Consider the following 26,617-nt stretch of genomic DNA (forward strand, 5'->3'; position numbering starts at 1 on the left):
GCTATTTGCATAATTGATATACAACTGAGTATGTGATAGTTATACATAAGAATCTTATTTATATATTATGATTTTTGTTTATATGAGATATTAAAGCAATTGAATATATTAAATTTATTTGTTGTACTGCGTTAAATTATCATAAGACACTTCAAAATGCGATTTTTCATATAAAGGTATGCGCTGAATATGTTTATAAAAATAATTGATGGTGTTTTCCGAAGAACTATTTTTGTTTATATAACATGTTATATATTTTGTAGGTTATTTTCTCTGTATAGAATTTCATAGTAATTTATTTGTTAATGCAGTAAAGAAATTTTAAGAATGTTAATTTGATACTGTTTTCTTGATATTGCTGTAATGATCTTAATTTAAGCTAAAGAAATGTTACTTTAATTTAATGATAAAAGAGATAGTAATTTGGAATATAGCTTTATGGGCTATTTTGCTTGATCGTCTATATATTTATAGCTATTGAGCAAAAAACGTAGGGAAGTTTTTAACAAGCTTTTATGCATATTTTTTTGTTAGTAAAATTTAATGTTGAATTTAAATTTTTTTATTTCAGCTATTATACTATAACGTCCCTTAAGTATCTTTGAAAAAATAAGTATGTATTTGCCCAAGATTGTTATACATTAGGTTTTTTTTAGTGATAAAATAATACTGATATTATAGTTATGTAGATAATTAGAGCTACATATAATGAGATTTAATTTTATGCTAAAAGTAATTTAATGTTTTATGAATAATATTGTTAGCATTATGCTTTCTTATCAAATTATTGTAATAAGTCAAAAATGTATAAATTTTTATATATAGTTACCTTATAACTAGTTTGTATTGCTACTTTTTTAATAACTTCAAAATATGGTAGGATTAGATTTTGGTATATTGCTAGAAAATATCTTTGGTGACATGATTATCAGTAAACTTAGCAGGAGCATGTCTATCTTAAAATTTTTTAAATATCGTAGCTAATTTTTGAGTTATATGATTGTGATATTTAATATAATTAAAGTGATAACTTTAATTTTGATCGGATATTTAAAAAGTATCTTTATAATATGCTCTTAATAGTATTATTGCAAATAAACATCCACCTATGATTGCCATGATACCTCCAAATGCAAAACAAATTTTTGCTAGTATTGATACAGTATTTGGTAAATATGCTACCTTCCGTAAAGTACCATATCCACCTAATAATTGTAGTCCAGTAATATGTAAGAATTGTCCTATGCTATAAATATATATTTGACACGTACTAAGGCGTATATGTACTGTGTAAAGATTTAATTTTGGCATTAACCAGTATATAAATCCCATAAATGCTATGCTCATTCCTACAATAGATCCATGATAGTGTGCAGGTATTGTAACAGTGCCATTTACGCTCATAATTCCTAAAATGCCACCATATGTGAATAATATAATAGAACATAATAAATGATGATTGTTATGCTGTATGAGAGATCGTATATTATAAAGTGCAAATATAATAATGAACGTAGGTATTATTCCTTCTGCAATACGCATATGCCATGTAAAAAAGTTTGTTAAAATTGGTGAAGTAGTAGAATATAATGCATAGGGGAAAATAGCAAATACTACAGAGATAGTATTCATGTATAATACCATTTTTAAAATGCGTGGATGATAGTTATTAATAATTATTATATATACTATAAGTAGTGCTTGGCTAAAAATAGCTTGCAATAGATGTCCACCTCCCCAAAATAAATTTTCGTATAATAGCAAATGATCAGAAATTTTATGAGTAGTAGCATATGCCATGATAAAACATGCCATTACAATAGTAAACATAATTGCTATTCCCTTTACTCCTGTAAATATTATGTGCTTGTCACATTTAGAATGTGTTACTGATAATATAGAATTAAATGTGATACTTAATAAAAATAACCATAAACCTGTAAAAAATATAAAATTGTCAATTACAGGAATATAATTGTTTTTTACAGCAACGGTATTTGGTATGAAAGCAGATAAAATTATTAAAATAGTACCGCAAAAAGCTATAAGCCATAAGTAGTGAAAAGATTTTATGTTTGTATTGTTATCAATCATTAAATTTGAAATTATTGCAATAATAGAACACATCCAGACTAGTACTGATAAATTAACATGTATTACAAGAGATATGTCAAATATATTGTTGTATGATAATAACAGTGATTTTAAAAAAGGTAGTCTTAAAAAAACTATGGCAACTGATAGTATACCAGATAAAGATAAAGCACATACACCTAAGAATAGCCATTTTTTGCATAAATAAATATTACTATTGTTGATGTATTTCATATTATAATATTATAGGTATTGCTAATTTAACTAGTTTGATGTTTGATATGAAATGTATTATACATATCATTATAGTGTTAAGCCATAATGATTTTTACAATATTTGAAAAATTATTGAAGTTATTTTTGATATTATTATCATAAGTGAAATAATTTGGGTTATATTTTGTTATGAATTATTTGCGAAAGGTTTTGCCTAATCTGTTAACAGTACTTAGAGTAATGGCAATTCCTGCAATAGTAATAAGTTTTTACATAAAAAGTGATAACTCTTCTATTATAACACTTACTATATTTGTTTTTGCATGTATTACAGATTTTTTTGATGGATATCTTGCACGTATGTGGAAGACACAGTCAAAATTTGGTAAGTTATTTGATCCGATAGCTGATAAACTGATTTTTATATCTACTGTTATTATGTTAACTTATATACATAAGATTACAAATATTACTATAATATTTGTTATTATAATGGTGTGTAGAGAGATACTCATTTCAGGATTACGTGAATTTTTGATTACTATGAATATAAAAATTCCTGTAATTAGATTAGGTAAAGCAAAAACATTAGTGCAAATGGTAGCTATTGGGATGTTAATTGTTGATAATGAAATTGTTGTATTTATTGGTGAAGTGATGTTAATTATAGCAACAATATTAACGGTATATTCTGGATATGTTTATGCATGCGTAGCCTTTAAAAGGTTTAGTGATTAATAACAACTTGATCATAAATTAGTATATCATTTATGTATTCAGGTATTTTTTTATAGTTACCTGAATGATTATGGGTTTAAGGGTTGAATATTAATGATAAAAATTTCTAATATTAGTAAAAAACATAGCAATTTTTTGGTTATCTGCTTCTTGTATTATGATTTTATCACGAATTGAACCTCCAGGCTGAACAATTGCTATAATGTTAGCTTTTGCACTTAATATAATGTTATCTTCGAATGGGAAAAACCCGTCAGATGCTAATACTGAGTTAGTACAATCTTTTGCTTTACGTATAGCAATGTCAACACTATCTATTCTACTCATTTGTCCGGCTCCAATGCCAATAGTACAACCATTACGTGCGATTACTATAGAATTAGACTTTACATGTTTACATACTTTCCATGCAAATAAGAGATCGGATATTGTATTATGAGATACTGGCAACTGAGTAACTTGTTTAAAATCATTAAATGTAATATTATTGTTATTTCTTTCTTGAACTAAAAATCCTCCAATGACACTTTTAAAAGTAATATTTTCGACATTGAATGGTTTGAATAATAGCAATCTGATATTTTTTTTTACTTTTAAAAGATCTAAAGCTTCATTATCGAAACTTGGTGCAATAACTACTTCTATGAAAAGATTACTAATTTTGTGTGCTATTTCTAAATTTACATTGTCATTGAGAGCAATAATACCTCCAAAACTGCTCCTGGGATCACATGCAATTGCCTTATTATATGCTTCTGTAATATTGTCAGCAATTGCAACTCCGCAAGGGTTATTATGTTTAATTATTGATACTGCTGGCATTTGAAATTCATATACTATATTTATAGCAGCTTCAATATCTATAATATTATTATAGCTCAACTCTTTCCCATGTAATTGCTCAATAGGGAAGTTTGTATTAGCATTACTTGTATATAAAGCAGCTTTTTGATGTGGATTTTCTCCGATTCTTAAATTTTGTATTTTATTGCCATGTATGATAAAACTTTCCGGAAATTGCTCATTGTTATTAAACCAATTATAAATTTCAGCATCGTATGTTGATGTAAGAATAAATGCCTTTTTTGCCAAATGTTGTCTGTATTTTAAAGTTGTAGAATTATTGTTATTAATTAATTCTTGTTTTAAATTTTGATAATCATTTATATTGCTTATTACTGTTACATGGTGGAAATTTTTTCCTGCGGCTCTTAAAAGAGATATGCCACCTATATCTATATGTTCAATAATATCATCCTCTGTTGAGGATACATTGCTGACAGTGCGTGTAAAGGGATATAAATTAACAATGACTAAATCTATGTTATTTATTACAAATTTGTGTGTATCCATCTCGTGATTATTTCTTTTATTAAGGATACCTGCATAAACTTTCGGATGAAGAGTTTTTACTCTGCCGTTCAGAATTTCAGGATAATCGGTATATTTAGATATCTCTATAGAGCTAATATTTGCTTCTTTTAAAGTATTATATGTACTATGTGTTGCAATAATCTGTATACCACGGTCAACTAAAAATTCTGCAAGATCTATAATATTTGTCTTATCATAGACAGATATAAGAGCTGTTTTTATTTGCATGTAGAAAACCTATTAATTGGAGACAGTATTGCTAATCATGGCTAAAATATAAGCTTCAGCAACTAACTGATTATCAACATATGCATTGCACTTAAATCTACAAGTACCTTTTCTTTGGTGTATAACATTAGCATTAATAATGATAGCATCACCAGGAATAACCACTTTACGAAATTTTGCTGAATCAATAGCAAGAAAATATACTGATTTTTTTGATACTTCATGTGAATTAAAGCTACTTACTATACAAACCATAGAAGTTTGTGCCATAGCTTCAATTATTAATACTCCTGGCATGATAGGATTACTAGGAAAATGTCCCATAAAAAAAGGTTCATTAAAAGTGACATTCTTTATTGCTATTGCATATTGACTAGGGTTGCACTCAATAATCCTATCAATTAATATAAAAGGATAGGAATGAGGAAGCATTTTTATAATTTGTTTAATATCAAAGTTCATATTATTTATTGTTTGTTCTAGTGTATACTTTTTTTAATATCTACTCTAGATAACTCTTTATTGAGTTTGCTTAATACTTGATTAGATATATCAATATTAGAATCATAAAAAAGCACTTGATTATCCATTAAAAATAGCACAATATTTGTATTGCTTGTTTTAGCAATATCTTCAGATATTTGCTTGATTTTATCATGTACTTGTTCTATAGAACTTATGTACATATTTTCAAGCTCTGATCTCTTATTTGTAATATCTTTTTGTAGATCATCAACTTTCTTTTTAAATTCACTAACTTTTGCATTGAAGGCTTCAGAACTTAATATACTTTTTTGTTTTGCTAATTCATCTTCATCTTTATGAAGGCTTTCCTCTCTATTGGAAAATTCCTTTTGTAAGTCAGAACGTCTTGCATCTATTTGACTTCTGATATCTTTCATAACTAGTGCTTCAGTCATAATTTTATCTCGATTCACAAATAAGATTGACTTATTATCTGTAGCAAAAGAGCTAAAACCATAAAAAGTTACAAAAAGCACTATGTATAATATTTTTAGTTTCATTGTTATATACCTGTATCTGGAGAAAATCTTGGCACGTATTTTATATCAAATTTTTCTTGTTTGATTGGGAATCCAAAATCTATCCTTACTGGTCCGAAAGGAGATTTCCATGAAAACCCAAATCCAATAGCAATTCTTAAAGATTTGCTATTATCATAGTTATCCTGCACCTTGTAATCAAGGCCGAATAAAGTAGCTGCATCAATAAATAATGATCCCTTAATCCCTAAATTATCTGGTAATCCTATTGGAAAATCAACTTGATTAATGAGACTAAAATAAAAATTACCTCCTAATGCGTCATAAGTTGTTTTATCCCTAGGACCTATACCAGAGATACTAAATCCCCTAATATTATTACTTCCTATGAAGAATCTTTGTCCTATTTTTACCTGTTCATTATTATAAGCAAATACATATCCTAATGATGATTTAATTTTAATGATAATATCATTATTAATTTTTTGTAAAATAGGGTGAAGGTATGTAGCAAAACCTTCAGTTTTTATGTAGTGTAAAGTACCACCAATTCCGGAAAGGGACTGTTCTATTTTGACAAAGACACCATTTCTTGGTTGATACATATTATCTATATTACTATAAATTAATGAATAACCAACTGAAGAATCTATATTTTTTCCTTCCTGCTCTTTTATTAAAGCAGATGCATTTCTATTTACGTTATATATATGATTATACTTATATGAATACGATAAAGCTCCTATTATATTATTTGTAATGTTATACGATAATCTTGTAGAAAATCCCGTGCTGCTGCTGCTAAAAACAGATGTATCTGAAGGTAATATTCGTTGTTCATTAGCTTGATTTTTTTGTTGTGAGTAAAATAACCCCATTCCTAGAGATACGTTACTATCCAAAAAGTAAGGTGTTATTAAATCTATTGCACTTGAAAAATTTGTTAGAGATCTTTCAAGTTTAAAAGCAAATGTCTTGCCGGTACCTAATAAATTACGTTCCTGTATACTGATTTTTCCTACAAGACCAGTCATTGAAGAAAACCCTGCACCTATATCAAATGACCCTGTACCTTTTTCTTTAAGATTAAAATTTAAATCAATAAGATTATCATTAATTTTTTGAGTTTCTACATTTACATCCTCAAAAAACCCTAAATTAAGCACATTTTGTTGTGATGTTTTTACTATAGATGAGTTATATACATCACCTTCTGAGATACTTAATTGACGTCTTATTACATAATCTAAAGTACGAGTATTATTTTTAATATTAATATTATTTATGTATACATTATTACCCGTGTATATTACATATTTAACATTTACAGTATTTTCTTTTGTAATAATTTCGTATTCACTTTTTACAGTTGCAAAAAGGTTACCTTGATTATTAAGATATGATGTAATTGCAGAGACTGAATTGTTAATTTTTGTTATATTAAAAATGTCTCCCTGTTGTGATTGTATGAATTTTTGTAAATGTGATTTTATGTCCTTATTTCCGACGAAATGTTTATCTATTGACAAAGTACTAGTACCAAATTTATATAGATTTCCTTCCTCTAAGGAAAATATAATATTTATGCTTGAATAATCATCATTTACTTCTGATATTACTGACCTAATTTTAAAATTTATGAAACCATTATTTGTATAAAAATTATATAAATTTGCCTGATCAAGCATTAGTCTATCAATTAAATATTTTGTACTATTGCTGAAAACTTTGAAAAGCTGAGTCTCTTTTGACGCAATAATTGATTTAAGTTGATGGCTTGTGAATGACTTATTGCCAATGAATTTTATTGTTTTAATTTTTGCTGTTACTCCTTCATTAATATTAATAGTTATATCTATACTATTATTGCCTATTTCTGTAATGTTATATGTAATCTTTACTCCTAATTTTCCTTTACTTTGATATAAAGTATATAATTGAGCTATATCTTGTTGTAGCTTTGCTTTAGTAAATATACTAAGTGCTTTTAATTGAAGTATATCATCTTTAAGATCTTTATTAGAGAATTCTTTATTCCCTTTAATATGAACATTATGAACTACAGGATTTTCTTTTAATTTTATAATTAATTGACTGTTATTTTTAATATTTATCTCAACTTTTGAAAATAAGTGAGTGGAATACAGATTTTTTATAATTTGATCAATATTTTCTTTTGTAATTTCCCCTTTTAGCGGATGTTTTGCATAAAAATATATTGTATTGATATCCAATCTTTCATTACCATATACTTTAACAGATTTAATTTCTACTGAAAAAGCAGAAGTACTGATTGAAAAAGACAATAATAAAATTATAAAAACAATATACTTCATATAGTTTACTTTAAAATGGCTTTTATATCATTAAGAGTAGCGAAAATCATTAAAAATAACAGTAGTATAAAACCAAGCACTGCTGCATAATTTTGAAATTTTGCACTTATGTGCTTGCGACGTAAGATGCCCTGTATTGTATATTGTAGCATATGCCCACCATCAAGCATTGGAATTGGCAACAAGTTAATAACCCCTAAATTAATGGAAATCATTCCCATGAACCATAGCACCTCATTATTTTTTACGGAATAACCAGAATATTTTGCAATTTGTATTGGTCCACCTAACTCATTAATACTACGTTGTCCGGTAATCATTTGCCATATTGCCGTTAAAGTTGTGCAAATCAGATTATAAGTATAAATGGAAGAGCTAATAAAGGCTGAAGTTACAGATAATTTTTGCAACTGATAATCTTGACGAAGCTGACTTGCAGAAATACCTAAGAATGGTATTTGTAACTTTCTTATAGTGCGCATTTCCGGATATATAGTAACAGTATTTTGCACATTTTGTCGCAAATATTGAATTGATAATTTTTTATTACCATTTTCTATAATATACTTTTGAATATCTGTAAACCACTTAACATCATGATTATTTACTTTTAAAATAATATCTCCTGCAACTAATCCCGCCCTTTCTGCAACACTATTTGGTTCTACTTTACCAATAACTGCCATAGGATGCATAACTCCTTGCACGCTAAAAAAAACTGTTAATACTACTATGGCAAATAATAAGTTAGCCAAAGGGCCAGCAAAAGCAATACAAAACTTTTGCAAGAGAGATTTTTCGTAAAATGCAACAAGCTTTTCTTCGGCTGTTAAATCACTTGTTGATGCACCAGTGCTAGCTACATTTGCATCGCCAAACATTTTTACATAGCCCCCTATTGGGATTAAGCTAAACTTCCATCTTGTCCCTGACTTATCTTTTATGCCAAACAATTCTGGACCAAATCCTATAGAAAACGCCTCAATTTTTACATTACAAATCTTAGCAACAACATAATGTCCATACTCATGTATAAAAACTATGATAGAGATTATAAATATAAAGGATGATAAATAGAAAAAACTATCATGAGCAGTACTAAATATTTTTGCCAAGGGTATCATAAACAACTAACTATGATTTTTTAACAAGTGCAATATATATTATATTAATGTGTTTGACAATAAAATATGTAATACTTACTTTAAGATGAATTCAATAAGTAAGTGGGAACTAATGTTAGAGATTGATAACAAAAGAAAAAGGCTATTGTATAGAAGCTTACATAGGGGATGTAAAGAAATTGATATATTACTTGGAGGATTTGCAACTCAATATCTTTTTTTATTGAGCGATGAAGAAATTAATGCATATGAAAAGATAGTGGATATTGATGATAAACAACTGTATGACTATATTACAGGTAAGCAGCTTATTCCTTCATCAATTAATCATATGATGAAGTATATTATTTCTTTTAATAAAGAAAAATTCAAATTTAATTGAAGTATATTATTTTCATAAATTCAAAAAGTATTGTAATTATGTCTTCATTAAAAAATGGTTTTGTATGAGTGCTTTTGGTGTACTTAATGTGATTATTTGTGCTTTTATTGGTGGTGTAATTTTAAATTGCATGCCTTGTGTATTTCCTATTTTATCATTAAAGATTATGTCATTAATACAAGGCAGTGCTGATAAAAATAACTATAAAGTTAATAGTATTATGTATGCAGCTGGTATTATGTTTAGTATGTTTATTTTGTCTGCTGCATTATTAATATTGCGTCACACAGGGTCATTAATAGGATGGGGATTTCAAATGCAGTCCTCAACATTTATAATAATATTGATGTATATTACTTTTTTAGTTGGATTATTTTTTGCAGGTTTTTTAAATATTACATTTCCAAGTTTTGTGAATTATAATTTTCAGTCTGATATGTTAGGTAATTTTTTATCGGGGATACTGTCAACTTTTATTGCAACACCTTGCACAGCACCATTTATGGTGTCTGCTGTAAGCTTTGCTATAATGCACCCTGGTATATATTCTATTATAATATTTCAAGTAATAGGATTAGGAATAGCATTTCCTTATTTGTTAATATCTTTTTTTCCAAGACTGTTATTTTTCTTACCAAAACCTGGAAGATGGATGCAAATTTTAAAAGAATTTTTATCATTTCCTATGTATATGTCGTCGATATGGTTATTATATGTGCTTGTAAAACAGAAAGGTATAATATTTTTATTTCCAGCTTTATCAGGTGTTGTGTTAATTATTGCAGGTATTTGGTTTATTAAATTTATTAATAATAAAAATCTTAAATTTATACTATCCTTATGTATTTTATTAACAATTATGTTTTCTTTTTATTATACTAATAAAATTCATCATATAGTTGACTTTAATGGTCAAAATACTATTAAAAATGTTGAATTTTCTCAAGAAAAACTTAACGATTTATTGCAACATGGAAAATCTATATTTCTTTCTATAGGAGCAGAATGGTGTTTAACTTGTAAATTGAATGAGCAAATATTAGAATCTCGAAATATTCAGGAATTATTTTTACGTAAGAAAATAATTTATATGAAAGCTGACTGGACGAATGAAAATGATGATATTGCAACTTATCTTGATAAAATGAAACAAAGCAGCATACCGTTTTATGTTTTATATATTAATGGTATTAAGGTGCAAATTTTACCACAGATTTTAAGTAATAAAATTTTAAAAGAAGCTTTGAGTAATGTTAAATAATATTTTGTTAATATAATAACATATGTAATATTCTTTCAAAATAATTTAAATATCGTACATTTTTTGCTGCATATACAGGAATTATTTTTTCTTCTAACTCTGGTATTTGAATATGTAATTCACCAATTTTTTGTCCTTTTTTTATTGGTGCAGGAATTATATTATTACGGGAAATAAATGCTTTAATTTGATCATAAGAATTATTTGGATAGGTAACTGTAACATCTTCATAAGTAATTAAAGGCACAGTCTTATCCTTGCCATACCATACATTAGCTTGATCAATTTCAAAATTTTTGTGAAATATTGTTTTTGTATCAAAGTTATTAAAAGCATATGCAATAAGTTTTTTTACTTCGGAAATGCGTTCTGTTTCATTTTTAAGTCCATTAACAACAACAAAAATACGCCTATTATTTTGTTCTGATGATACTACCAATCCATATCCACCTTTACTGGTGTGACCAGTTTTGATTCCATCAACGCCAAGATTATATTGGAGCAAAATGTTGTTATTTTTTTGATGAATGTTGTTATAAGTAAAGTCCTTTTGGCTAAACAAATGATAATATTCAGGGAAATCTTGAAATATTTTTACAGATAAAAGTACTATATCTTTTACTGACATTAGATGATTTTCATCAGGCCACCCAGTTACATTACTAAAGTGACTTTGTGTTAATTCTAGCTTTTTTGCCATATTGTTCATTTCGTCAACAAAATTTTGTTGTGATCCAGAAATACCTTCTGCAAGAGTAATACAAGCATCATTTCCTGATGCAACAACAATGCCATTAATTAAATCACGTACTTTTATTGATTGTCCTTCGCGGAGAAATATTGAGGAGCCACCTCTTTGCCAAGCATTTTTACTCACAATGAACTTATCATCCATTTTTATAATACCTGCCTTTATATAATGAAATGCAATATAGAGGGTCATGAGCTTGCTCATTGATGAAGGTACAATTTGTTCTTCTGCATTATGTGCAAATAAAATAGAATTGGAGTTAAGCTCAAAAATTATTGCATTAGGAGCTTTGGTATATAATTGGAAGGCGCTTATTGAATTAGATGTAAGAGCAAGAAACAAAAACATTAAAAAAGGTATTATTTGCATTATTGTTTAGCTTTATGTCTATAATACTGATATTTTATATATACTTATGTTTAATGTTTATATCAATAACTAATGTATAAATAATTTTATTGAAGTATTTTGTATATTATTTGTTAGCATTGATTAAATCTTTTAAAGAAATTCAGTAATTACTTAATGGCATAAAAAGTACTTAAGTTATTACTACTCAGCATCAGTGTAGATATATTATTATCATTTTTTGGTATATCTGTTAATCTTGATATATACTTAATTGGGTATTAATATTAAAAATTTTCATATACCATATTCCACATGCAGAACAAAATGATCTTTATTAATAGATTCGGTAACTGGTTTATTATTTATAATAGATGAAATTTAGGGAATAGCAACAGTATATAATTAACGTTATGTTGTGAATATATATTATAGGAAATGATACTAGAATGCAGATTTTAAGAGATGTTAGTTCTATTAAAAATTGTGTAATGCAATTTCGTAAAGATGGATATAAAATTGGTTTAGTGCCAACTATGGGTGCTTTACATGATGGACATTTATCATTGGTAAATGTTATTAAAAAAGAAGTTGATAAAGTAATATTAAGTATCTTTGTTAATCCTTTACAATTTTCATTTGGTGAAGATTATGAAAGTTATCCGAGAAATGATATACAAGATTGTGAGAAATGTAAAAAAGTTGCAGTGGATGTTGTGTATCTACCTGTAAGTGATGTTATGTATCCTAGCGGATTTTCATCTACTGTAAGTGTTGGTCCACTGTCTAGAGAATTGTGTGGAGCATCTAGAAAAAACTACTTTGATGGGATCATGACAGTATTATTAAAGCTAGTTATGCAAACAGAAACGGAGTATATGATTTTAGGAGAAAAAGATTATCAGATGTTATTTTTAGCGCGTAAATTATTTCAAGATTTAAATATAAGTACTAAAATTTTAAAAGGTAATACAGTAAGAGATGATAATGGATTAGCACTGTCGTCACGTCATCAATATTTAAATGCAGAAGAAAAACATAAAGCACATTACATATATCATGCACTTGTTGATATAGCACATAGATTGAAAAATGAACCTTATGAATTGCATAATATTATTGAGGATAGTAAACAATCTTTTAAAAGGGAAGGGTTTATACTCGATTATTTGCAAGTACGTGATAATAATTCTTTAGAAGAAATAAATTTTTTTAGAAAACCAGCGAGAATTTTTGTTGCAGCTTATTTAGGAAGGTGTAGACTTATTGACAATTTACTTGTTGTTTAGTGAATAGTGGGTTATCTAGTTAATTATCAAAAATTTTCTCCTGTGATAGATGATTGTACATTTATTGCAGATAATGCTTATATTATAGGAAAAGTTTTTATCAAAAAAAATGTTAATATATGGTACAATACTGTTCTACGTGGCGATGTAGGTGAAATACATATTGATTATGGTACCAATGTTCAGGATGGCACCATAATACATGTTGATAGGAATAATGGAAATACAATAATTGGTAAAATGGTAACAATTGGGCATTGTGTAATATTGCATGCATGTACAATTTTTGATAAGGTCTTTATTGGTATGGGATCAATTGTTATGGATAATGCTGTGATGGAGGAATATAGTATGTTAGCAGCAGGATCGCTGCTTACAAAGGGTAAGATAGTAAAAAGTGGTGAATTATGGTCTGGTAGACCTGCGAAGTTTTTTCGTAAACTTTCTTCAGAAGAAATGCTGCATATTAACGAGTCAGCTAATAATTATATAGCACTTTCTCATGAGTATTTAAAATAGTTGTTATGGTAATTTATAAGATAAAAGCTTATGAGAAGATAAATAGGGTTGGGTTAATGATGTGATCGCTTAATATTTATAAAGATCATGTATCTGTTTCTAACTTATCAGGAAGTATTTTCATATTTGCTTAACAATTATTAGATTGTGTGACAAAGCATTGTATGAGTGTTAATTATTTGCGAGTATTTATGCAGCATTTACTTTATTTTAGCAAAAGTTAATAAGTTATCTGCTTAAAATGCAAGTTTTGTTTATATAATTACTAAGATTCAATTTTGTATTACAGATTGTAAATGTCTCTAATTAAAAATTATTAAGCATTTTTGTGTATGCTAGTTATGATAAACTGAATAATAATTATTTCCATAATCTACGATTTGACATTTTGATTATTTAATGGTTAATTACTTAGTGTTGAAAATAATAATGAGCAAAATTGCTAAAATTGAGCAAAATTGCTAAAATTATATAAGGTTTTGTTTATGAGCAGTTCAATAGAAATAAAGGCTGATAGTCTTGGGGGTGAGTCTATACTTGAGGCTCCTGTAAGAGTGCTTAAGAATGTTGGTAGTATTGTATCTAAAGATGAGGTGGTATTTATAATTGAAACTGATAAAACTTCATTAGAAGTAACATCACCTATAAGTGGAATAATAACCAAAATATGTGTTATGGATGATGATTTAATTTCTAAAGGTCAATTATTAGCAGTTATTGATCGGCAAGATGATAAATCTTTAGATAGTAAAAACATTGAACAAAATGATGTCCAAGAGTTTATCGAAAAAAAACATTCACCTGCTGCCTATAGAATTGCAGAAGAGGCGTGTATAAATTTAAGCGATATCAAAGGTTCAGGTCATAATAATAGAGTGACTAAATTTGACGCTTTAGAAAATACTGGTGCTATAAAAGATATGACCGTTAATGATAGTAATTTGTCTAATAATGTGGTGAGTAGAGACAGTTGTCTTAAAAATCCAAATAGAGAACAACGTGTAAAAATGAGCAAAATTAGGCAGGTCATTGCTTCCAGGCTAAAAGAATCTCAAAATACTGCTGCTATACTTACTACATTCAATGAAGTTGATATGAAAAGTATTATGGATCTTCGAGTAAAATATAAGGATAGTTTTGAAAAGAAATATAATACTAAATTAGGATTTATGTCATTCTTTATTAAGGCTGTTACTTTAGCTTTAAAGGAAATACCAGTAATTAATGCTGAAATATGTGGTAATGAAATTATATATAAAAACTATTATGATATAGGTATTGCTGTTGGTACTGATAAGGGATTGGTAGTGCCTGTAATTCGTGATGCAGATAAGATGTCTTTTTCTGATTTAGAAATTACTCTATTATCATTGAGTAAAAAAGCAAGAAATGGTAAGCTTGAAGTGAATGATATGGCTGGTGCTACGTTTACTATTACTAATGGAGGTGTTTATGGGTCTTTATTATCTACTCCAATAATTAATCCTCCTCAATCTGGAATTTTAGGTATGCATGCAATACAAAATCGTCCTGTTGTAGTTAATGGATCAATAGAAATAAGACCAATGATGTATATTGCATTATCGTATGATCATAGAATTGTTGATGGGCAAGGAGCAGTAACATTTTTAGTGCATATTAAGCAATATCTTGAAGATCCAAATAGAATATATTTAAACGTTTAATTGAATAAAATAGTGTCTAGTAATATAGTAATTCATAATCAAGAAGATTTTGAGTGTATGCGCAAAGCTGGTAGGCTTGCAGCTGAAGTTCTAGATTTTATTACTTCTTATGTTAAACCTGGTGTTTCTACAAATATACTTAATGATTTATGTCATGATTTTATTATATCTGCTGGAGCGATTCCTGCTCCTTTAGATTATAGAGGCTATCCTAAGTCTATTTGTACATCTAAGAATTATGTTGTCTGTCATGGTATTCCTGATGATGATTTGTTAAAAAATGGGGATATACTTAACATAGATGTTACTGTAATATTAAATGGATGGCATGGTGATACAAGCAGGATGTATTGGGTTGGGGAGCCGTCAATTAAAGCAAAGCGTCTTTGTGAAGCAACTTATAATGCATTATTATGCGCGATACAACAAGTTAAGCCAGGTAATAAATTTAATCAAATTGGGTTGGCTATAGAAGGTGTAATAAAGAAATATGGTTATTCTATAGTGCGAGATTATTGTGGACATGGGATAGGAAGAAAGTTTCATGCAAGTCCCAATGTTATGCATTACTATGATGCGGATAATGATATTGTAATGCAGGAGGGAATGTTTTTTACAATAGAACCTATGATTAATGCAGGAAAATATCATACTGTACTTAGCAAACATGATAAGTGGACAGTTACTACTAAAGATTTATCATTATCTGCACAATTTGAGCATTCATTAGGTGTAACGAAAGATGGTGTTGAAATATTTACAAGTTCTCCTAAGGGATTTAATTTTCCGCCATATATATAATGTTTTATATAAATTAAATAGTCTATTTGTACATCTAGAATTATGTTGTCTGTCATGGTATTCCTGATGATGATTTGTTAAAGAATGAGGATACACTTAACATAGATGTTACTGTAATATTAAATGGGGGTATGGTGATTCAAGTAGGATGTATTGGGTTGGGGAGCCGTCAATTAAAGCAAAGCATCTTTGTGAAGCAACATCATGACTTTATCAAGTAATTTCAAAGAGAGATTAATATAACAGTAAATTTTCATTTATGTGCTATTGTGTAAAAAAGTGTAAATTATTTAAATTGAGGATTGATGAAAATCACATATTTAATTTGTAATTCTAAATAATATTTGTCATGTAATTTTTTATAAAGATAGCAAAGGGTTTAGTAGTTCAATTGCAATTGAATTTTGACGAAAAATATTACTGCATGATATTATATTCTGTGTGCAAATTAAAAATATGCTGTATTTAATGAATTATAGTTTGAATATTTAATACAAATAGCTTTTATGGTTACAATATCATCTTTACTACGTGAAGCAATTAAAATATTATGTGATGCTAATGTTGATAATCCTAGATTTGATGCAGAAGTGTTAATGCAGTATACTCTTGATATTAAGCTTTCAACTATTATTGCGAATCCAAATTTATCTGTGTGTTGTAATAAATTGGGAATATTTTGGCAAGCAATACGACAACGTGCTAATAGAGTTCCTGTTTCTCAGATTATAGGTAAGCGTGAATTTTGGGATATGGAATTTATGGTAAATTCTAATGTATTAGATCCTCGTCCAGAAACAGAAACAATAATTTCTTCTGTTCTTAAAATATATAAAAATAAAAATAGTAGGATTAATATTGCAGATTTAGGTGCAGGGACGGGTTGTATTATAATAACATTATTGTCTCATTATAATAATGCTGTTGGTGTTGCATTTGAAAAGAGTGTTGAAGCTTATAGAGTAGCATATAAAAATTTGAAATATCATAAAGTATATAATAGGACTAGATTATTCTTATCTTCTTGGATAAAATGTAAAGGGGTATTTGATTTAATAGTAAGTAATCCTCCATATGTTAAAAGATCTAAAATTGCAGCGTTACAACCAGAAGTAAAATTATACGAACCATTTGTAGCTTTAGATGGTGGTTCTATAGGGATAGAAAATTATATTCAAATTTTTCAAGTAATTAAAAGATGCCTCAAGAAGAGTGGTAAAGCTATTTTAGAGATAGGAGAAGATCAGAGTCAAATTCATAAAATAGTACCAAATTATAAGCTAATTTTTTGTTCTTATGTGTATGATTTATGCGGCAAAAAACGTTGCATAATATTAAGTAATGCTGGCGAATGAGATATCTTGCTTAACTACGTAAAAAACAATATTTCTATTAAAAATACAATAAATATTAAGGCACAGTAGAAATTTTATTAAATTTTTTTGGATAAGGATAATAAGTATATTTTGTATAAATGGGTTTTTATCTTAGATAAATATAGTTTGTGTAATGGTATTTTATGTATGTAATGCAGCATAATTTTATTAAGCATTACATATGTGGGAATTAATTTGTTATCGTAATTAACTATCTTTCAAATTATTTGGGTCAAGCATAATATTCATTATATATGTATATGAAGAGCTATTAAATATAGAGGGAGATGTATTATTTTGAGTAATTGTATAATCTCAATAAATTCTTTTTTGCGTATTATATTGATATAAAAGGGCTTTGTTATTTGAATAATTATTTTTGTATTAAATAAGGGTTTTATTGTGTAGTGAATTTATTATTTTATAGATTGGTGTAGATTTTTGCTATCAAGAAGTTATATAATTTGTTATTTTGTTGGTATTTGTTTGGGGATTATTTATTTTATTAAGCGCTGCTAAAATGTTATAAAAATGGTTATGTATGTACCTGAAATATAATTGCTATGTTTTCAATATTAAAATAATAATATTATTACGCATTTGCAATTTTGCTGTATGTATGATGGAATTATTCTTATATATCAAATACTGTGCACATATAATAAATATGTAGTTTTAGTGTAGTATTAACAGGAATTTTATTGCATTAATGACTTAGGAATTGTAATTATAATATTGTATTACAGTTTATAAATTATGTTTTAAAGGCTAATATTTATTAGAATAATGTTAGCTGAACAGAAAAATAGCAATAAATGTAAATTGGCAAATATTACTGGCTTATTAATTTGTGAATACTATAAACATTACTTTAAAGTTGATTTTTATTTTATTTGACGTAAAAAGGTACTATAAATCTAAGCAAGATGAAATTTGACTATGATAAAATAACTAAATATATAAAGAGTTATACTATAATTTAATGATACCTGATTCGTATGCTGCGTACAAATCATCGCATCCTCCTATATGTTTTCCATCAATAAATATTTGCGGAACAGTCATGTTACCACCTGAGTTTTTAATCATTTCATTACGTGCTTGTTCATCATTGGTAATATCTATTTCCTTGAAAGGAACATTTTTTTTATTGAATAAAATCTTAGCTTTAGTACAATATGGGCAGAAGCTTTTGGTATATATTACGATTTTTAGCATTTAACTATCCTACACAACTAAATGATTGATAATTAATTTTCATTATTATCAAAGTTATTAAATATAATGTAAAGAATATTTTAAATATGAAAGTATTGTATGGTTATCATGGGAATGTGGATGTTGTACTTGCATTTGGAAATTTTGATGGTGTACACTTGGGACATGGATCAATTTTTTCTACAGTAAAAAATATATCACAAAAAGAAAATATATCATCCGCTATTTTAACTTTTGTTCCTCATACAGAAATTTTTTTAAGAAATAAAAAAAATTTTCTCTTATCAAATTTTGAACAAAAAATCAAATTAATAAAACAATATGGGATAGACTGTTTATATGTTATTGAATTTAATGACGCTTTTTCAAAAATATTACCAGAAGATTTTATTATTAAAGTATTAGTAAATGGTTGTAAAATGAAACATATTGTTGTAGGTCATGATTGCATATTTGGACATAAAGGTATGGGTGATATGCAGTTATTACGTGTTTATTCGCAAATTTATAATTATGGTATTACAGAAATTAATCCTTTAATTAAAAATGGAGTATTATGTTCATCATCTTCGATTAGAAAATATTTACAGTCTGGTGATATAAAATTAGCTAATCAGATTTTAGGTAGATCATATCAGGTTAGTGGTAAAATTTTCAAAGGATTGGGTAGAGGTCAAACATTAGGATTCCCAACAATTAATATTAAAATGGAAAGTTTTGCAGTACCTAAATTTGGTGTTTATGCTGCGCGTGCTAAAATTTATGGGTACTGTGATAAGTGGTTTGATGGTATTGTTAATATTGGTATAAGACCAACGTTCTGTGATATAGAATACCCTGTATTAGAAATGTATATTTTTGATTTTTGTGATAATATTTATGCAAAAGAGGTGAGCATCGAGCTGCTAGGATTTATACGTTCAGAAAAAAAATTTGACACTATTGACCAATTAGTAAGTCAAATAAAATGTGATATTGCAAAAGTAAAAGCTGATTATCTGTTATGAAATTTATTATTAATATTATATTGATAAGTTTAGTGACTGCGTTTGATCAATGCAGTAAGTGGTATGTAATGGCAATACTACATTATAATAATGATAGAGTGATTACGTTATGTAAATATCTAGATATAGTAATGGTATGGAATCCTGGTATTAGTTTTGGTATGTTTAGTGTTGTAAAGAATAGTAATATGATTTTTTCGTTATTATCATGTTTTATAGTATTAGTGTTATTATATTATTCATTATTTAAATTAAAAAAAAGTAATCATAGTTTTATTGTTGCCGTTATTGTGGGAGGTGCCTTTGGGAATCTTATAGATAGATTAAGATTTGGAGCAGTATTTGATTTTATAGATATACATATTGCGCATTGGCATTGGCCTGTATTTAATGTTGCAGATACATTTATAGTGTGTGGAATAATAACTTTACTTTGTAACTGTTTTGTTAAAGTAAGAAATGATGTAGATTAGTTAAAATCTATTACAAATTCTTACTTTTTTACAGTATAAGTTAGAATTTATTTACAAAAATTTTGTAACGTCTTTTACAAGAAGTGAAGTAACTTTTATGAGTATTTATCTAATAAATTAAGTATATGATGTTAACTTTGCTTTATAAGTAATGTTTTGGTATGTGCAAGTTAACATTTGTAAAATTTTTAATTATATTAAAAAATTCTTGTATGATATAACGGATTATATATAATCTTTCTATAATAAAAGTGATACTATGTCATTTTAGAGTGTGTATAATTTTTTTGTAATTTCTCTGTATAAATTAGGTGATATTTATGATAATGCGGATTCTTATTGTATTGTTGTATGCTGTTTGTGTTTGTGATACTGCACTGTCTTTAAGTACAAAGATTTTACATACGAAGCTTGATAATGGAATGGAGATTTATGTACTCCCCAATAATAATGTGCCAGTTGTAATGCATATGATAATATATAAGGTTGGTGGCATTGATGATCCTTATGGATATTCTGGGTTAGCACATTTCTTTGAGCATTTAATGTTTAGTGGTACAGATAATTTTGCAGATTTTGCATCAACTATTAATAGTATTGGTGGTGAATTTAATGCTATGACTTCGTCTTATAGTACTATTTATTATGAATTAGTGAATAAACAATATTTGCCACTTGTGATGCAAATTGAGTCTGATAGAATGCATAACTTAAAAATCACAGATAAAGCTATGAAACGTGAGCGTAGTGTAGTATTGGAAGAGAGAAAAATGCGTATAGATAGTAACCCTCATGGTGTTATAACTGAAGAAATGATGAATGCTTTCTATCGTAATGGTTATGGGAGATCAGTTGCTGGATGGGAGCATGAGATAAAAAATTTTAATAGGGAAGAATCTGAAAGGTTTTATAATACATATTATAATCCCAATAATGCTATTTTATTTATATCAGGAGACGTGAATTTTGATGATGTAATTAAATTGTCAAAAAAATACTATGGTAATATTAAAAATAAGGTGTCAACTATTAAGCGTGTGCCTAAAAATTTGGAACCTCCTCATAAGGCTAATATTGCTGTAACATTGTATGAAAATTCAATTCAAAATCCAGAAATATTTGTTACATATAAAGCTCCAAGCATAATTACTAATGGTAATTATCATGTTATGTACTTAATTGCTGATTTATTAGGTAATAATGCGTTTGGGGCTTTATATAATGCATTAGTGCTGGGTGAATTAGCAACTAGTGTTTCAGTTTCATATGGTCCTGATGAATATAGTGATGGATTTATTACTATTCATGTAGTTCCTAAAAGTGGTATATCGCTTAAAAGGATAGAACATGAGATTTATAGTGTTATAAATAATTTCTCTGTAAAAGATGATAGTTTTTTTTCGTTAAAAAAAACGAGTACTACTGCAAATATAGTATATGCTCTGGATGGGTTGAAAGCTATGTCATTTTTTTATGCTAGCAATTTGGCGCTAGGAGTGCCTTTAATAGATGTACAAGAATTTATTAAAAAAATAGAAGGCATAGATAAAAAAGATGTTGATGTTGCAATAAAAGACACCTTTAGCGGAACAAGATTAGTAGGGTATTTATTACCAAAAAAGGAGTTTAATAATGAATAAATATGTTTATGCTTTTATAATTAGTGTAATAATATTTTCTGTTGGTAGTTATGCTAATGATTTTAAAATAGATATCAAAAATGCTGTTACTTTAAGAGGTGTTAAATATTGGTATGTGCAGAACAATGATTTGCCAGTGGTGTCATTGTCTGTAGCATTTAAAAAAGCAGGGTATGCTTATGATCCATCTGAAAAGAAAGGTATTGCTTCATTAGTTACTAATGTAATAAAAGAAGATATGAGAGGTCCTGGACAAGTCCCTATGGAGGTAAAATTAGCTTATGATGGAGTGGAACTTATTTTTTCTGTAGATCGTGAAAATTTTTATGTTCATTTAAAGACCTTATCTAGTAATTTAAGTATTGCTTTAGGACATCTATATTATTGTTTAAGTGAGTATGTTGTTTTTCAGGATACGCTAGATAGGATAAAAAGTCAGCAACAAGCTACTATTAAACGCTTAAAATCACATCCAGATTTAGTTGCTTCTTATGGATTAAATAAAATGTTATTTGGTCATCATCCGTATTCTTATAGTAAATATGGTACAGAAGAAACTATAAGCAATATTACTGTATATGATGTTGAAAATTATATTAAAAATAAGTTTAATATTAAGAATATGGTGATAGGTGTTGTAGGTAATTTTAAAGTTGAAGACTTATCTGAAGCAATAGATAATTGTTTTGCAGAGCTAAATATCAAGGTAGATAGAACAGAAGATATAGATATTGAACAGGTAAAGGTTGGTCATAATTTACATGGTTATATTTATATGGATACTCCGCAAAGTATTATTATGACTGCTCAAAAAGGTATATCCTATAATCATCCAGATTATTATGCAGTGTATTTATTAAATCATATTATAGGAGGGTTACCTTTAAATTCAATGTTAATGAAAAAATTGCGCGATAATTTAGGGATAACATATAGGACTTATAGTTATTTAAATAATGATGATCATGGTAATACATGGATCAGTGTTTTATATACGGATAATACTACAGTAGATAAAGGTGTTTCTGTATTATTAGATACTATACGTGATATTAAGAAAAATGGTGTCGATAGAAATATCTTTGATATGGCAAAATCTAGTGTGATAAATACTTTTATATTTTCATTGTTAACTGTAGATAATATTGCGGATTTATTAGTAGATACCCAATTAAGAGAATTGGATATAAATTATTTAAATAAACGTAATTTTTATTTTAATGCAGTAACTTTAGATGATGTTAACAGGGTAGCAAAAAGCTTTCTTATTGATAAATTATCAATAATCGAAGTGGGTCGAAGTAATCATTTTAAGGGTAAAGTTATTAAGCATTAGTGATATTTGGGGTAGGGGGGATATTATTATGCTAACTTTTATACTTAAAAAAAGTATAAGATAAAGTTAATGTACTAACATCAGCAGTATATGGATCATCTTCTATGTCAGGATCTATAAAAAATGCAACTGGCATTACGGCTTTTTGTTTCGGAGCTAGAGTTTGTTGTGAAAAACAGAAGCATGCTACTTTATTGAAGTACTTCCCGGCTTTATAAGGGGTAACATTGTAGATAGCTATACCGGTATGGGGAGTATTTGATAGGTTTTCTGCTCGATAAAAAATTAATGTTTGTTCGCCAGGTTTAACAGTAACATAGGGTAGCTCTGGATAGAATGCCCAAGGTAAGTTATTTATATCAGCGTTAAATCTAACTTTTATCTCTTTTTTTCCTATTCGTGATTTTTTGTTAAGCAAAGAAGCCTTTTGAGTTGTTCCACCATATCCTGTTGCTTTGCAATATATTCTGTATAATGGTACAGATGCGCATGCTAAGCAAATCATTGATATTATTATTAGCGATAAGAATATTAATATGGTGCGATTTTTTATCATTGATAAAAATTTTTAGTATTGTATCCATTATACAATTATTATTGCATAATACTATAGTTATGTTATGGAAAGTGCATTGATTAATAGTCTGGAGCTATATATGAAATAATGCTATATTGTTTTTTAGTTAAATAAAAATTTATTGCCTCATTTAATTGGGTTTCATAGTAGAGCAATTATTATGCTTTATTTTTTGTAACATTAATTCTGCTGCTTTTTGTTCAGCAGATTTTTTACTATTTCCCGTTGCTGTTGCTGTTCCATAATGTGGTAAACTTACTTCTACTGTAAAAATAGGACAGTGATCTAATCCAGATTTATTTGTTATTCGGTAATTGGGTATAGGTAATTCCTGTGTTTGTGCTAATTCTTGTAGAGTAGTCTTTGCATCTTGAGGAGGAAGTAACATGCGCTTAGCAGAAGATTCCCAATGTTGTAAGATAAATTCTTTGGCTGATTGTATGCCTCCATCTATATATATCGCACCAATTAGAGCTTCAAGTGCATTTTCTAAATTATTGAGATTCTCTTTCCCACCACAAGTTTTTTCTCCTTCTGACATTATTATAAATTGTCCTAAGTTAATAAATTGTGCTATTTCCACTATTTTTTTTTTGCAGATTAGAGCACTCTTTCTTTTTGCAAGATTACCTTCATTTTCTAAAGGAAAGAGATAAAAAAGCATGTCAGAGATAACCATATTGAGTACTGCATCTCCTAAAAATTCAAGACGTTCATAATTTATATTATTTGCTTGTAATGTACTAGGATGAGTTAAAGCTTCACGTAATAATTCTGTGTTTTTGAATTGGTATTTTATAAATTCTAGTATACTGCTCATAATTTAATCTTAGTTTAACTCAACATGAAATTCTTTTTTAGATATAAATTGATTAGTAATTATATTGTCAAATTTAATGGTTATATCTTGCTGTGATGGATAATTTATACTGAGTTTAGTAATAGCAATTGGAATTTTGTTAAATGTTACTTTAATAATAGAATTTGTGCTTAAATCTTTTATAGTAGCTATTTGTGTATTTGGATAATTAACTACATTTATGCAATTAAAGTTTATAATATTACTAACATTATTACTCAGTAAATCAAATATTGGATTGTTGGCTGGAGCATACGTATATTCCTTAAGCTCTTTGTCATAATATGTAATAATCTTTTTTTTAATGACAATAGAAATATGAGTAGGGGGATAATAATTCCATTTTAAAAATCCAGGCTTTAACATTATAACAAATCCTTGCTGTATAGAATTATCATAATTAATCTGTGTAAAATCAGCTTTAAATGATAATATTTTATTCAGTAATTCATAGCACTTTGTATCATGTGATACCACACTACTAATAACACTATAAGGAAAGGTAACTAGTATTACAAATATTATTCCCCGCAACATTATTTTAGTTTAATTGCTATAAATATTTGTGGATTATTTTCCCTCTGAATTCTTAATAATATACTTTTTTTACTTTTAGCCTTTTTTATTGCATTTTTGAAATCAGCGGTATTTTTAATAATTGTTTGATTAACTTGTGTAATAATGTCATTTTTTCTTATTCCTTTACTAAAGGCATCACTTTCGCGGTCTATTTTTAGCACAATTACCCCACTAACATCATTTGTTTCGTTTGTTTTGTAATCTTGTGGTATATTTCCAACAGTTAACCCTAGTGCTTCATTGTTAATAATTTGTGCATCTTGTGGTGTGGTATCAGAAACTTGATCATTACTTGAAAGTTTGCCAATGTTTACATTGATGCTAATAGTATTTCCATTTCGATATATTTTCATTGTAGCTTTCTTATTTGCTTCTGCTCTTCTAACAAGTTGAGTTAGTTGTTGTGCTTTTTCAGTTTTAACACCATTGAATTCGAGAATAACATCACCAGGTTTAAGACCTGCTTTATCTGCTGGACTGTCCTTAACTACACTTGCAATTAATACTCCATTTGTATTTTTCATGTTTAAAGATTCAAGCATATCCTGAGTTATTGCTTGTACTACTATCCCTAGCCAGCCATGTTCAACTTTTTTTCCTTGCGATAAAATATTTATAATAGGTGCAGCACTGTTAGATGGAATAGCAAAAGCAATACCTACATTTCCTCCACCTTGTTGAGGTGAAAAAATTGCGGTATTAATACCAATTACTTCTCCATCAGTATTGAATAAAGGACCTCCTGAATGACCACGATTAATAGCAGCATCAGTTTGCAAAAATTCATTGGAAGTTCCCATGTCAATATCACGTCCTCTTGCGGAAATTATGCCAGTACTTACCGATACTCCAAGTCCAAATGGATTACCAATAGCTAATACCCAATCTCCTACTAGTGCATTATCAGAATTTCCAAGTTTAACATATGCAAGTTTTTTATTGACTTTAACTTTCAATACTGCAATATCAGTTTGAGGATCTGTACCTAATACTGAAGCCCTTGCTTGCGTATTATCACTAAATGTAACGGTAATTTTAGTTGCGTTTGCAATAACATGATAATTTGTAACAATTATTCCTGATTCATCTATAATAAACCCTGATCCTAAAGATGTTGCTTCTCTTGGTTCAGAAGGCATTTTGTTAAAAAATGGTTCAAAATTTTCTAAGAACTCTTCCAACATCCCCCTGGGAATACCAGGAAAGCGGAAGAATTGTTTTCCTCCTTTATAACGTTCTCCATTGGATATAACTTGCTCTGTGGATATATTAACAACCCCTGGAATTAATTTTTTAGTTAAATGTGAAAAGCCTTGATTATGCAAATGTGATGTGTCTGCAAAACTAGAAGTGGTACTTATTAATGTTAATAATATAAGTAATAAAAACCTTTTTTTCACAA

24 protein-coding genes and 1 pseudogene are annotated in these 26,617 nt (G+C 27.9%); 13 read left to right on the forward strand and 12 right to left on the reverse strand.

Annotated elements, in window-relative coordinates:
• Window positions 1-1,050: 1,050 nt before the first annotated feature.
• The gene (locus HL033_RS02450) at window positions 1,051-2,328 is read right to left on the reverse strand and encodes a cbb3-type cytochrome c oxidase subunit I (RefSeq protein WP_218193734.1); all 1,278 of its coding nucleotides are present in this window, start codon (window positions 2,326-2,328) and stop codon (window positions 1,051-1,053) included.
• Between the two features lie 171 nt (window positions 2,329-2,499).
• Here HL033_RS02450 and pgsA point away from each other — a divergent pair, with 171 nt between their 5' ends.
• Window positions 2,500-3,048 carry a CDP-diacylglycerol--glycerol-3-phosphate 3-phosphatidyltransferase gene (gene pgsA / locus HL033_RS02455; protein WP_218193735.1) on the forward strand — a complete coding sequence of 183 codons (549 nt, stop codon included), beginning with the start codon at window positions 2,500-2,502 and terminating at the stop codon, window positions 3,046-3,048.
• A 90-nt stretch (window positions 3,049-3,138) separates the two neighbouring features.
• Here the strand turns inward: pgsA and purH are convergent, their stop codons facing one another.
• Genes purH through rseP form a run of 5 tightly spaced genes read right to left on the reverse strand, consistent with a single transcriptional unit; the run spans window position 3,139 to window position 9,114 of the window.
• Window positions 3,139-4,650, reverse strand: coding sequence for a bifunctional phosphoribosylaminoimidazolecarboxamide formyltransferase/IMP cyclohydrolase (gene purH / locus HL033_RS02460; protein ID WP_218193736.1), 1,512 nt, complete (start codon window positions 4,648-4,650; stop codon window positions 3,139-3,141).
• 12 nt (window positions 4,651-4,662) lie between these two features.
• Complete coding sequence (fabZ, locus tag HL033_RS02465; RefSeq protein ID WP_218193737.1) at window positions 4,663-5,112, reverse strand: 3-hydroxyacyl-ACP dehydratase FabZ; 450 nt, start codon at window positions 5,110-5,112, stop codon at window positions 4,663-4,665.
• A gap of 17 nt (window positions 5,113-5,129) precedes the next feature.
• A complete protein-coding gene (locus HL033_RS02470) occupies window positions 5,130-5,675 on the reverse strand; it encodes an OmpH/Skp family outer membrane protein (RefSeq protein ID WP_218193738.1) in 546 nt (181 codons plus the stop codon).
• A 2-nt stretch (window positions 5,676-5,677) separates the two neighbouring features.
• Window positions 5,678-7,990 (reverse strand): outer membrane protein assembly factor BamA, encoded by a 2,313-nt coding sequence (gene bamA, locus HL033_RS02475; protein ID WP_218193739.1) that lies wholly within the window; start codon window positions 7,988-7,990, stop codon window positions 5,678-5,680.
• Between the two features lie 5 nt (window positions 7,991-7,995).
• Window positions 7,996-9,114, reverse strand: coding sequence for an RIP metalloprotease RseP (gene rseP / locus HL033_RS02480; protein WP_218193740.1), 1,119 nt, complete (start codon window positions 9,112-9,114; stop codon window positions 7,996-7,998).
• A gap of 112 nt (window positions 9,115-9,226) precedes the next feature.
• On the opposite strand from rseP, the gene HL033_RS02485 reads away from it, so the two are divergent.
• Both HL033_RS02485 and HL033_RS02490 read left to right on the forward strand, forming a co-directional pair.
• Window positions 9,227-9,496 carry an FAD assembly factor SdhE gene (locus tag HL033_RS02485; RefSeq protein WP_218193741.1) on the forward strand — a complete coding sequence of 90 codons (270 nt, stop codon included), beginning with the start codon at window positions 9,227-9,229 and terminating at the stop codon, window positions 9,494-9,496.
• Window positions 9,497-9,560: 64 nt separating this feature from the next.
• On the forward strand, window positions 9,561-10,757 hold the full coding sequence (locus HL033_RS02490; protein ID WP_218193742.1) for a protein-disulfide reductase DsbD family protein: 1,197 nt from the start codon (window positions 9,561-9,563) through the stop codon (window positions 10,755-10,757).
• A gap of 7 nt (window positions 10,758-10,764) precedes the next feature.
• Here the strand turns inward: HL033_RS02490 and HL033_RS02495 are convergent, their stop codons facing one another.
• A complete protein-coding gene (locus tag HL033_RS02495) occupies window positions 10,765-11,877 on the reverse strand; it encodes a D-alanyl-D-alanine carboxypeptidase family protein (RefSeq protein WP_218193743.1) in 1,113 nt (370 codons plus the stop codon).
• Between the two features lie 428 nt (window positions 11,878-12,305).
• Between HL033_RS02495 and panC the strand changes: the two genes are divergently transcribed.
• The 6 genes and pseudogenes from panC to prmC all read left to right on the forward strand — a co-directional run bounded on the left by panC (window position 12,306) and on the right by prmC (window position 17,505).
• On the forward strand, window positions 12,306-13,145 hold the full coding sequence (gene panC / locus HL033_RS02500) for a pantoate--beta-alanine ligase (RefSeq protein ID WP_218193744.1): 840 nt from the start codon (window positions 12,306-12,308) through the stop codon (window positions 13,143-13,145).
• 6 nt (window positions 13,146-13,151) lie between these two features.
• Window positions 13,152-13,664 (forward strand): gamma carbonic anhydrase family protein, encoded by a 513-nt coding sequence (locus HL033_RS02505; protein WP_410522093.1) that lies wholly within the window; start codon window positions 13,152-13,154, stop codon window positions 13,662-13,664.
• A gap of 485 nt (window positions 13,665-14,149) precedes the next feature.
• Entirely contained in the window at window positions 14,150-15,349 is a 1,200-nt protein-coding gene (gene odhB, locus HL033_RS02510) for a 2-oxoglutarate dehydrogenase complex dihydrolipoyllysine-residue succinyltransferase (protein WP_218193745.1), read from the forward strand.
• 57 nt (window positions 15,350-15,406) lie between these two features.
• The gene (gene map / locus HL033_RS02515) at window positions 15,407-16,150 is read left to right on the forward strand and encodes a type I methionyl aminopeptidase (RefSeq protein ID WP_246575354.1); all 744 of its coding nucleotides are present in this window, start codon (window positions 15,407-15,409) and stop codon (window positions 16,148-16,150) included.
• A 21-nt stretch (window positions 16,151-16,171) separates the two neighbouring features.
• Window positions 16,172-16,352 (forward strand): annotated as a pseudogene (locus HL033_RS02520) (M24 family metallopeptidase); the annotation flags it as partial.
• 304 nt (window positions 16,353-16,656) lie between these two features.
• The gene (prmC, locus tag HL033_RS02525; protein WP_218193746.1) at window positions 16,657-17,505 is read left to right on the forward strand and encodes a peptide chain release factor N(5)-glutamine methyltransferase; all 849 of its coding nucleotides are present in this window, start codon (window positions 16,657-16,659) and stop codon (window positions 17,503-17,505) included.
• Between the two features lie 993 nt (window positions 17,506-18,498).
• Here the strand turns inward: prmC and grxC are convergent.
• Entirely contained in the window at window positions 18,499-18,744 is a 246-nt protein-coding gene (grxC, locus tag HL033_RS02530) for a glutaredoxin 3 (protein WP_218193747.1), read from the reverse strand.
• Window positions 18,745-18,830: 86 nt separating this feature from the next.
• Between grxC and HL033_RS02535 the strand changes: the two genes are divergently transcribed.
• From HL033_RS02535 to HL033_RS02550, 4 genes are all read left to right on the forward strand, one after another.
• A complete protein-coding gene (locus tag HL033_RS02535) occupies window positions 18,831-19,751 on the forward strand; it encodes a bifunctional riboflavin kinase/FAD synthetase (protein WP_218193748.1) in 921 nt (306 codons plus the stop codon).
• Window positions 19,748-20,224 carry a signal peptidase II gene (gene lspA, locus HL033_RS02540; RefSeq protein WP_218193749.1) on the forward strand — a complete coding sequence of 159 codons (477 nt, stop codon included), beginning with the start codon at window positions 19,748-19,750 and terminating at the stop codon, window positions 20,222-20,224. The genes HL033_RS02535 and lspA overlap by 4 nt, the downstream gene beginning before the upstream one ends.
• Window positions 20,225-20,544: 320 nt before the next feature.
• Window positions 20,545-21,864 carry a M16 family metallopeptidase gene (locus HL033_RS02545; RefSeq protein ID WP_218193750.1) on the forward strand — a complete coding sequence of 440 codons (1,320 nt, stop codon included), beginning with the start codon at window positions 20,545-20,547 and terminating at the stop codon, window positions 21,862-21,864.
• Window positions 21,857-23,200: a M16 family metallopeptidase gene (locus HL033_RS02550; RefSeq protein WP_218193751.1), complete on the forward strand. Its 1,344-nt coding sequence runs from the start codon at window positions 21,857-21,859 to the stop codon at window positions 23,198-23,200. Before HL033_RS02545 ends, HL033_RS02550 begins: the two co-directional genes overlap by 8 nt.
• A 31-nt stretch (window positions 23,201-23,231) precedes the next feature.
• Here HL033_RS02550 and HL033_RS02555 read toward each other — a convergent pair whose 3' ends face one another.
• The 4 genes from HL033_RS02555 to HL033_RS02570 form a co-directional block, all read right to left on the reverse strand.
• Entirely contained in the window at window positions 23,232-23,756 is a 525-nt protein-coding gene (locus HL033_RS02555; RefSeq protein WP_218193752.1) for a cytochrome c oxidase assembly protein, read from the reverse strand.
• Between the two features lie 151 nt (window positions 23,757-23,907).
• The gene (rnc, locus tag HL033_RS02560) at window positions 23,908-24,597 is read right to left on the reverse strand and encodes a ribonuclease III (protein WP_218193753.1); all 690 of its coding nucleotides are present in this window, start codon (window positions 24,595-24,597) and stop codon (window positions 23,908-23,910) included.
• Between the two features lie 9 nt (window positions 24,598-24,606).
• Complete coding sequence (locus tag HL033_RS02565; RefSeq protein ID WP_218193754.1) at window positions 24,607-25,173, reverse strand: outer membrane lipoprotein carrier protein LolA; 567 nt, start codon at window positions 25,171-25,173, stop codon at window positions 24,607-24,609.
• Complete coding sequence (locus HL033_RS02570; protein ID WP_218193755.1) at window positions 25,173-26,615, reverse strand: Do family serine endopeptidase; 1,443 nt, start codon at window positions 26,613-26,615, stop codon at window positions 25,173-25,175. The genes HL033_RS02565 and HL033_RS02570 overlap by 1 nt, the downstream gene beginning before the upstream one ends.
• Window positions 26,616-26,617: the final 2 nt, after the last annotated feature.

The sequence above is a fragment of the Neoehrlichia mikurensis genome, assembly GCF_019186785.1.
Taxonomy (GTDB): Bacteria; Pseudomonadota; Alphaproteobacteria; order Rickettsiales; family Anaplasmataceae; genus Neoehrlichia; species Neoehrlichia mikurensis.

Bases quoted from the DNA above. Each gene is read 5' to 3' on its own strand.
- HL033_RS02450 (WP_218193734.1), bottom strand. From the start codon at position 2,328: ATGAAATACATCAACAATAGTAATATTTATTTATGCAAAAAATGGCTA.
- pgsA (WP_218193735.1), top strand. From the start codon at position 2,500: ATGAATTATTTGCGAAAGGTTTTGCCTAATCTGTTAACAGTACTTAGA.
- purH (WP_218193736.1), bottom strand. From the start codon at position 4,650: ATGCAAATAAAAACAGCTCTTATATCTGTCTATGATAAGACAAATATT.
- fabZ (WP_218193737.1), bottom strand. From the start codon at position 5,112: ATGAACTTTGATATTAAACAAATTATAAAAATGCTTCCTCATTCCTAT.
- HL033_RS02470 (WP_218193738.1), bottom strand. From the start codon at position 5,675: ATGAAACTAAAAATATTATACATAGTGCTTTTTGTAACTTTTTATGGT.
- bamA (WP_218193739.1), bottom strand. From the start codon at position 7,990: ATGAAGTATATTGTTTTTATAATTTTATTATTGTCTTTTTCAATCAGT.
- rseP (WP_218193740.1), bottom strand. From the start codon at position 9,114: ATGATACCCTTGGCAAAAATATTTAGTACTGCTCATGATAGTTTTTTC.
- HL033_RS02485 (WP_218193741.1), top strand. From the start codon at position 9,227: ATGTTAGAGATTGATAACAAAAGAAAAAGGCTATTGTATAGAAGCTTA.
- HL033_RS02490 (WP_218193742.1), top strand. From the start codon at position 9,561: ATGAGTGCTTTTGGTGTACTTAATGTGATTATTTGTGCTTTTATTGGT.
- HL033_RS02495 (WP_218193743.1), bottom strand. From the start codon at position 11,877: ATGCAAATAATACCTTTTTTAATGTTTTTGTTTCTTGCTCTTACATCT.
- panC (WP_218193744.1), top strand. From the start codon at position 12,306: ATGCAGATTTTAAGAGATGTTAGTTCTATTAAAAATTGTGTAATGCAA.
- odhB (WP_218193745.1), top strand. From the start codon at position 14,150: ATGAGCAGTTCAATAGAAATAAAGGCTGATAGTCTTGGGGGTGAGTCT.
- map (WP_246575354.1), top strand. From the start codon at position 15,407: ATGCGCAAAGCTGGTAGGCTTGCAGCTGAAGTTCTAGATTTTATTACT.
- prmC (WP_218193746.1), top strand. From the start codon at position 16,657: ATGGTTACAATATCATCTTTACTACGTGAAGCAATTAAAATATTATGT.
- grxC (WP_218193747.1), bottom strand. From the start codon at position 18,744: ATGCTAAAAATCGTAATATATACCAAAAGCTTCTGCCCATATTGTACT.
- HL033_RS02535 (WP_218193748.1), top strand. From the start codon at position 18,831: ATGAAAGTATTGTATGGTTATCATGGGAATGTGGATGTTGTACTTGCA.
- lspA (WP_218193749.1), top strand. From the start codon at position 19,748: ATGAAATTTATTATTAATATTATATTGATAAGTTTAGTGACTGCGTTT.
- HL033_RS02545 (WP_218193750.1), top strand. From the start codon at position 20,545: ATGATAATGCGGATTCTTATTGTATTGTTGTATGCTGTTTGTGTTTGT.
- HL033_RS02550 (WP_218193751.1), top strand. From the start codon at position 21,857: ATGAATAAATATGTTTATGCTTTTATAATTAGTGTAATAATATTTTCT.
- HL033_RS02555 (WP_218193752.1), bottom strand. From the start codon at position 23,756: ATGATAAAAAATCGCACCATATTAATATTCTTATCGCTAATAATAATA.
- rnc (WP_218193753.1), bottom strand. From the start codon at position 24,597: ATGAGCAGTATACTAGAATTTATAAAATACCAATTCAAAAACACAGAA.
- HL033_RS02565 (WP_218193754.1), bottom strand. From the start codon at position 25,173: ATGTTGCGGGGAATAATATTTGTAATACTAGTTACCTTTCCTTATAGT.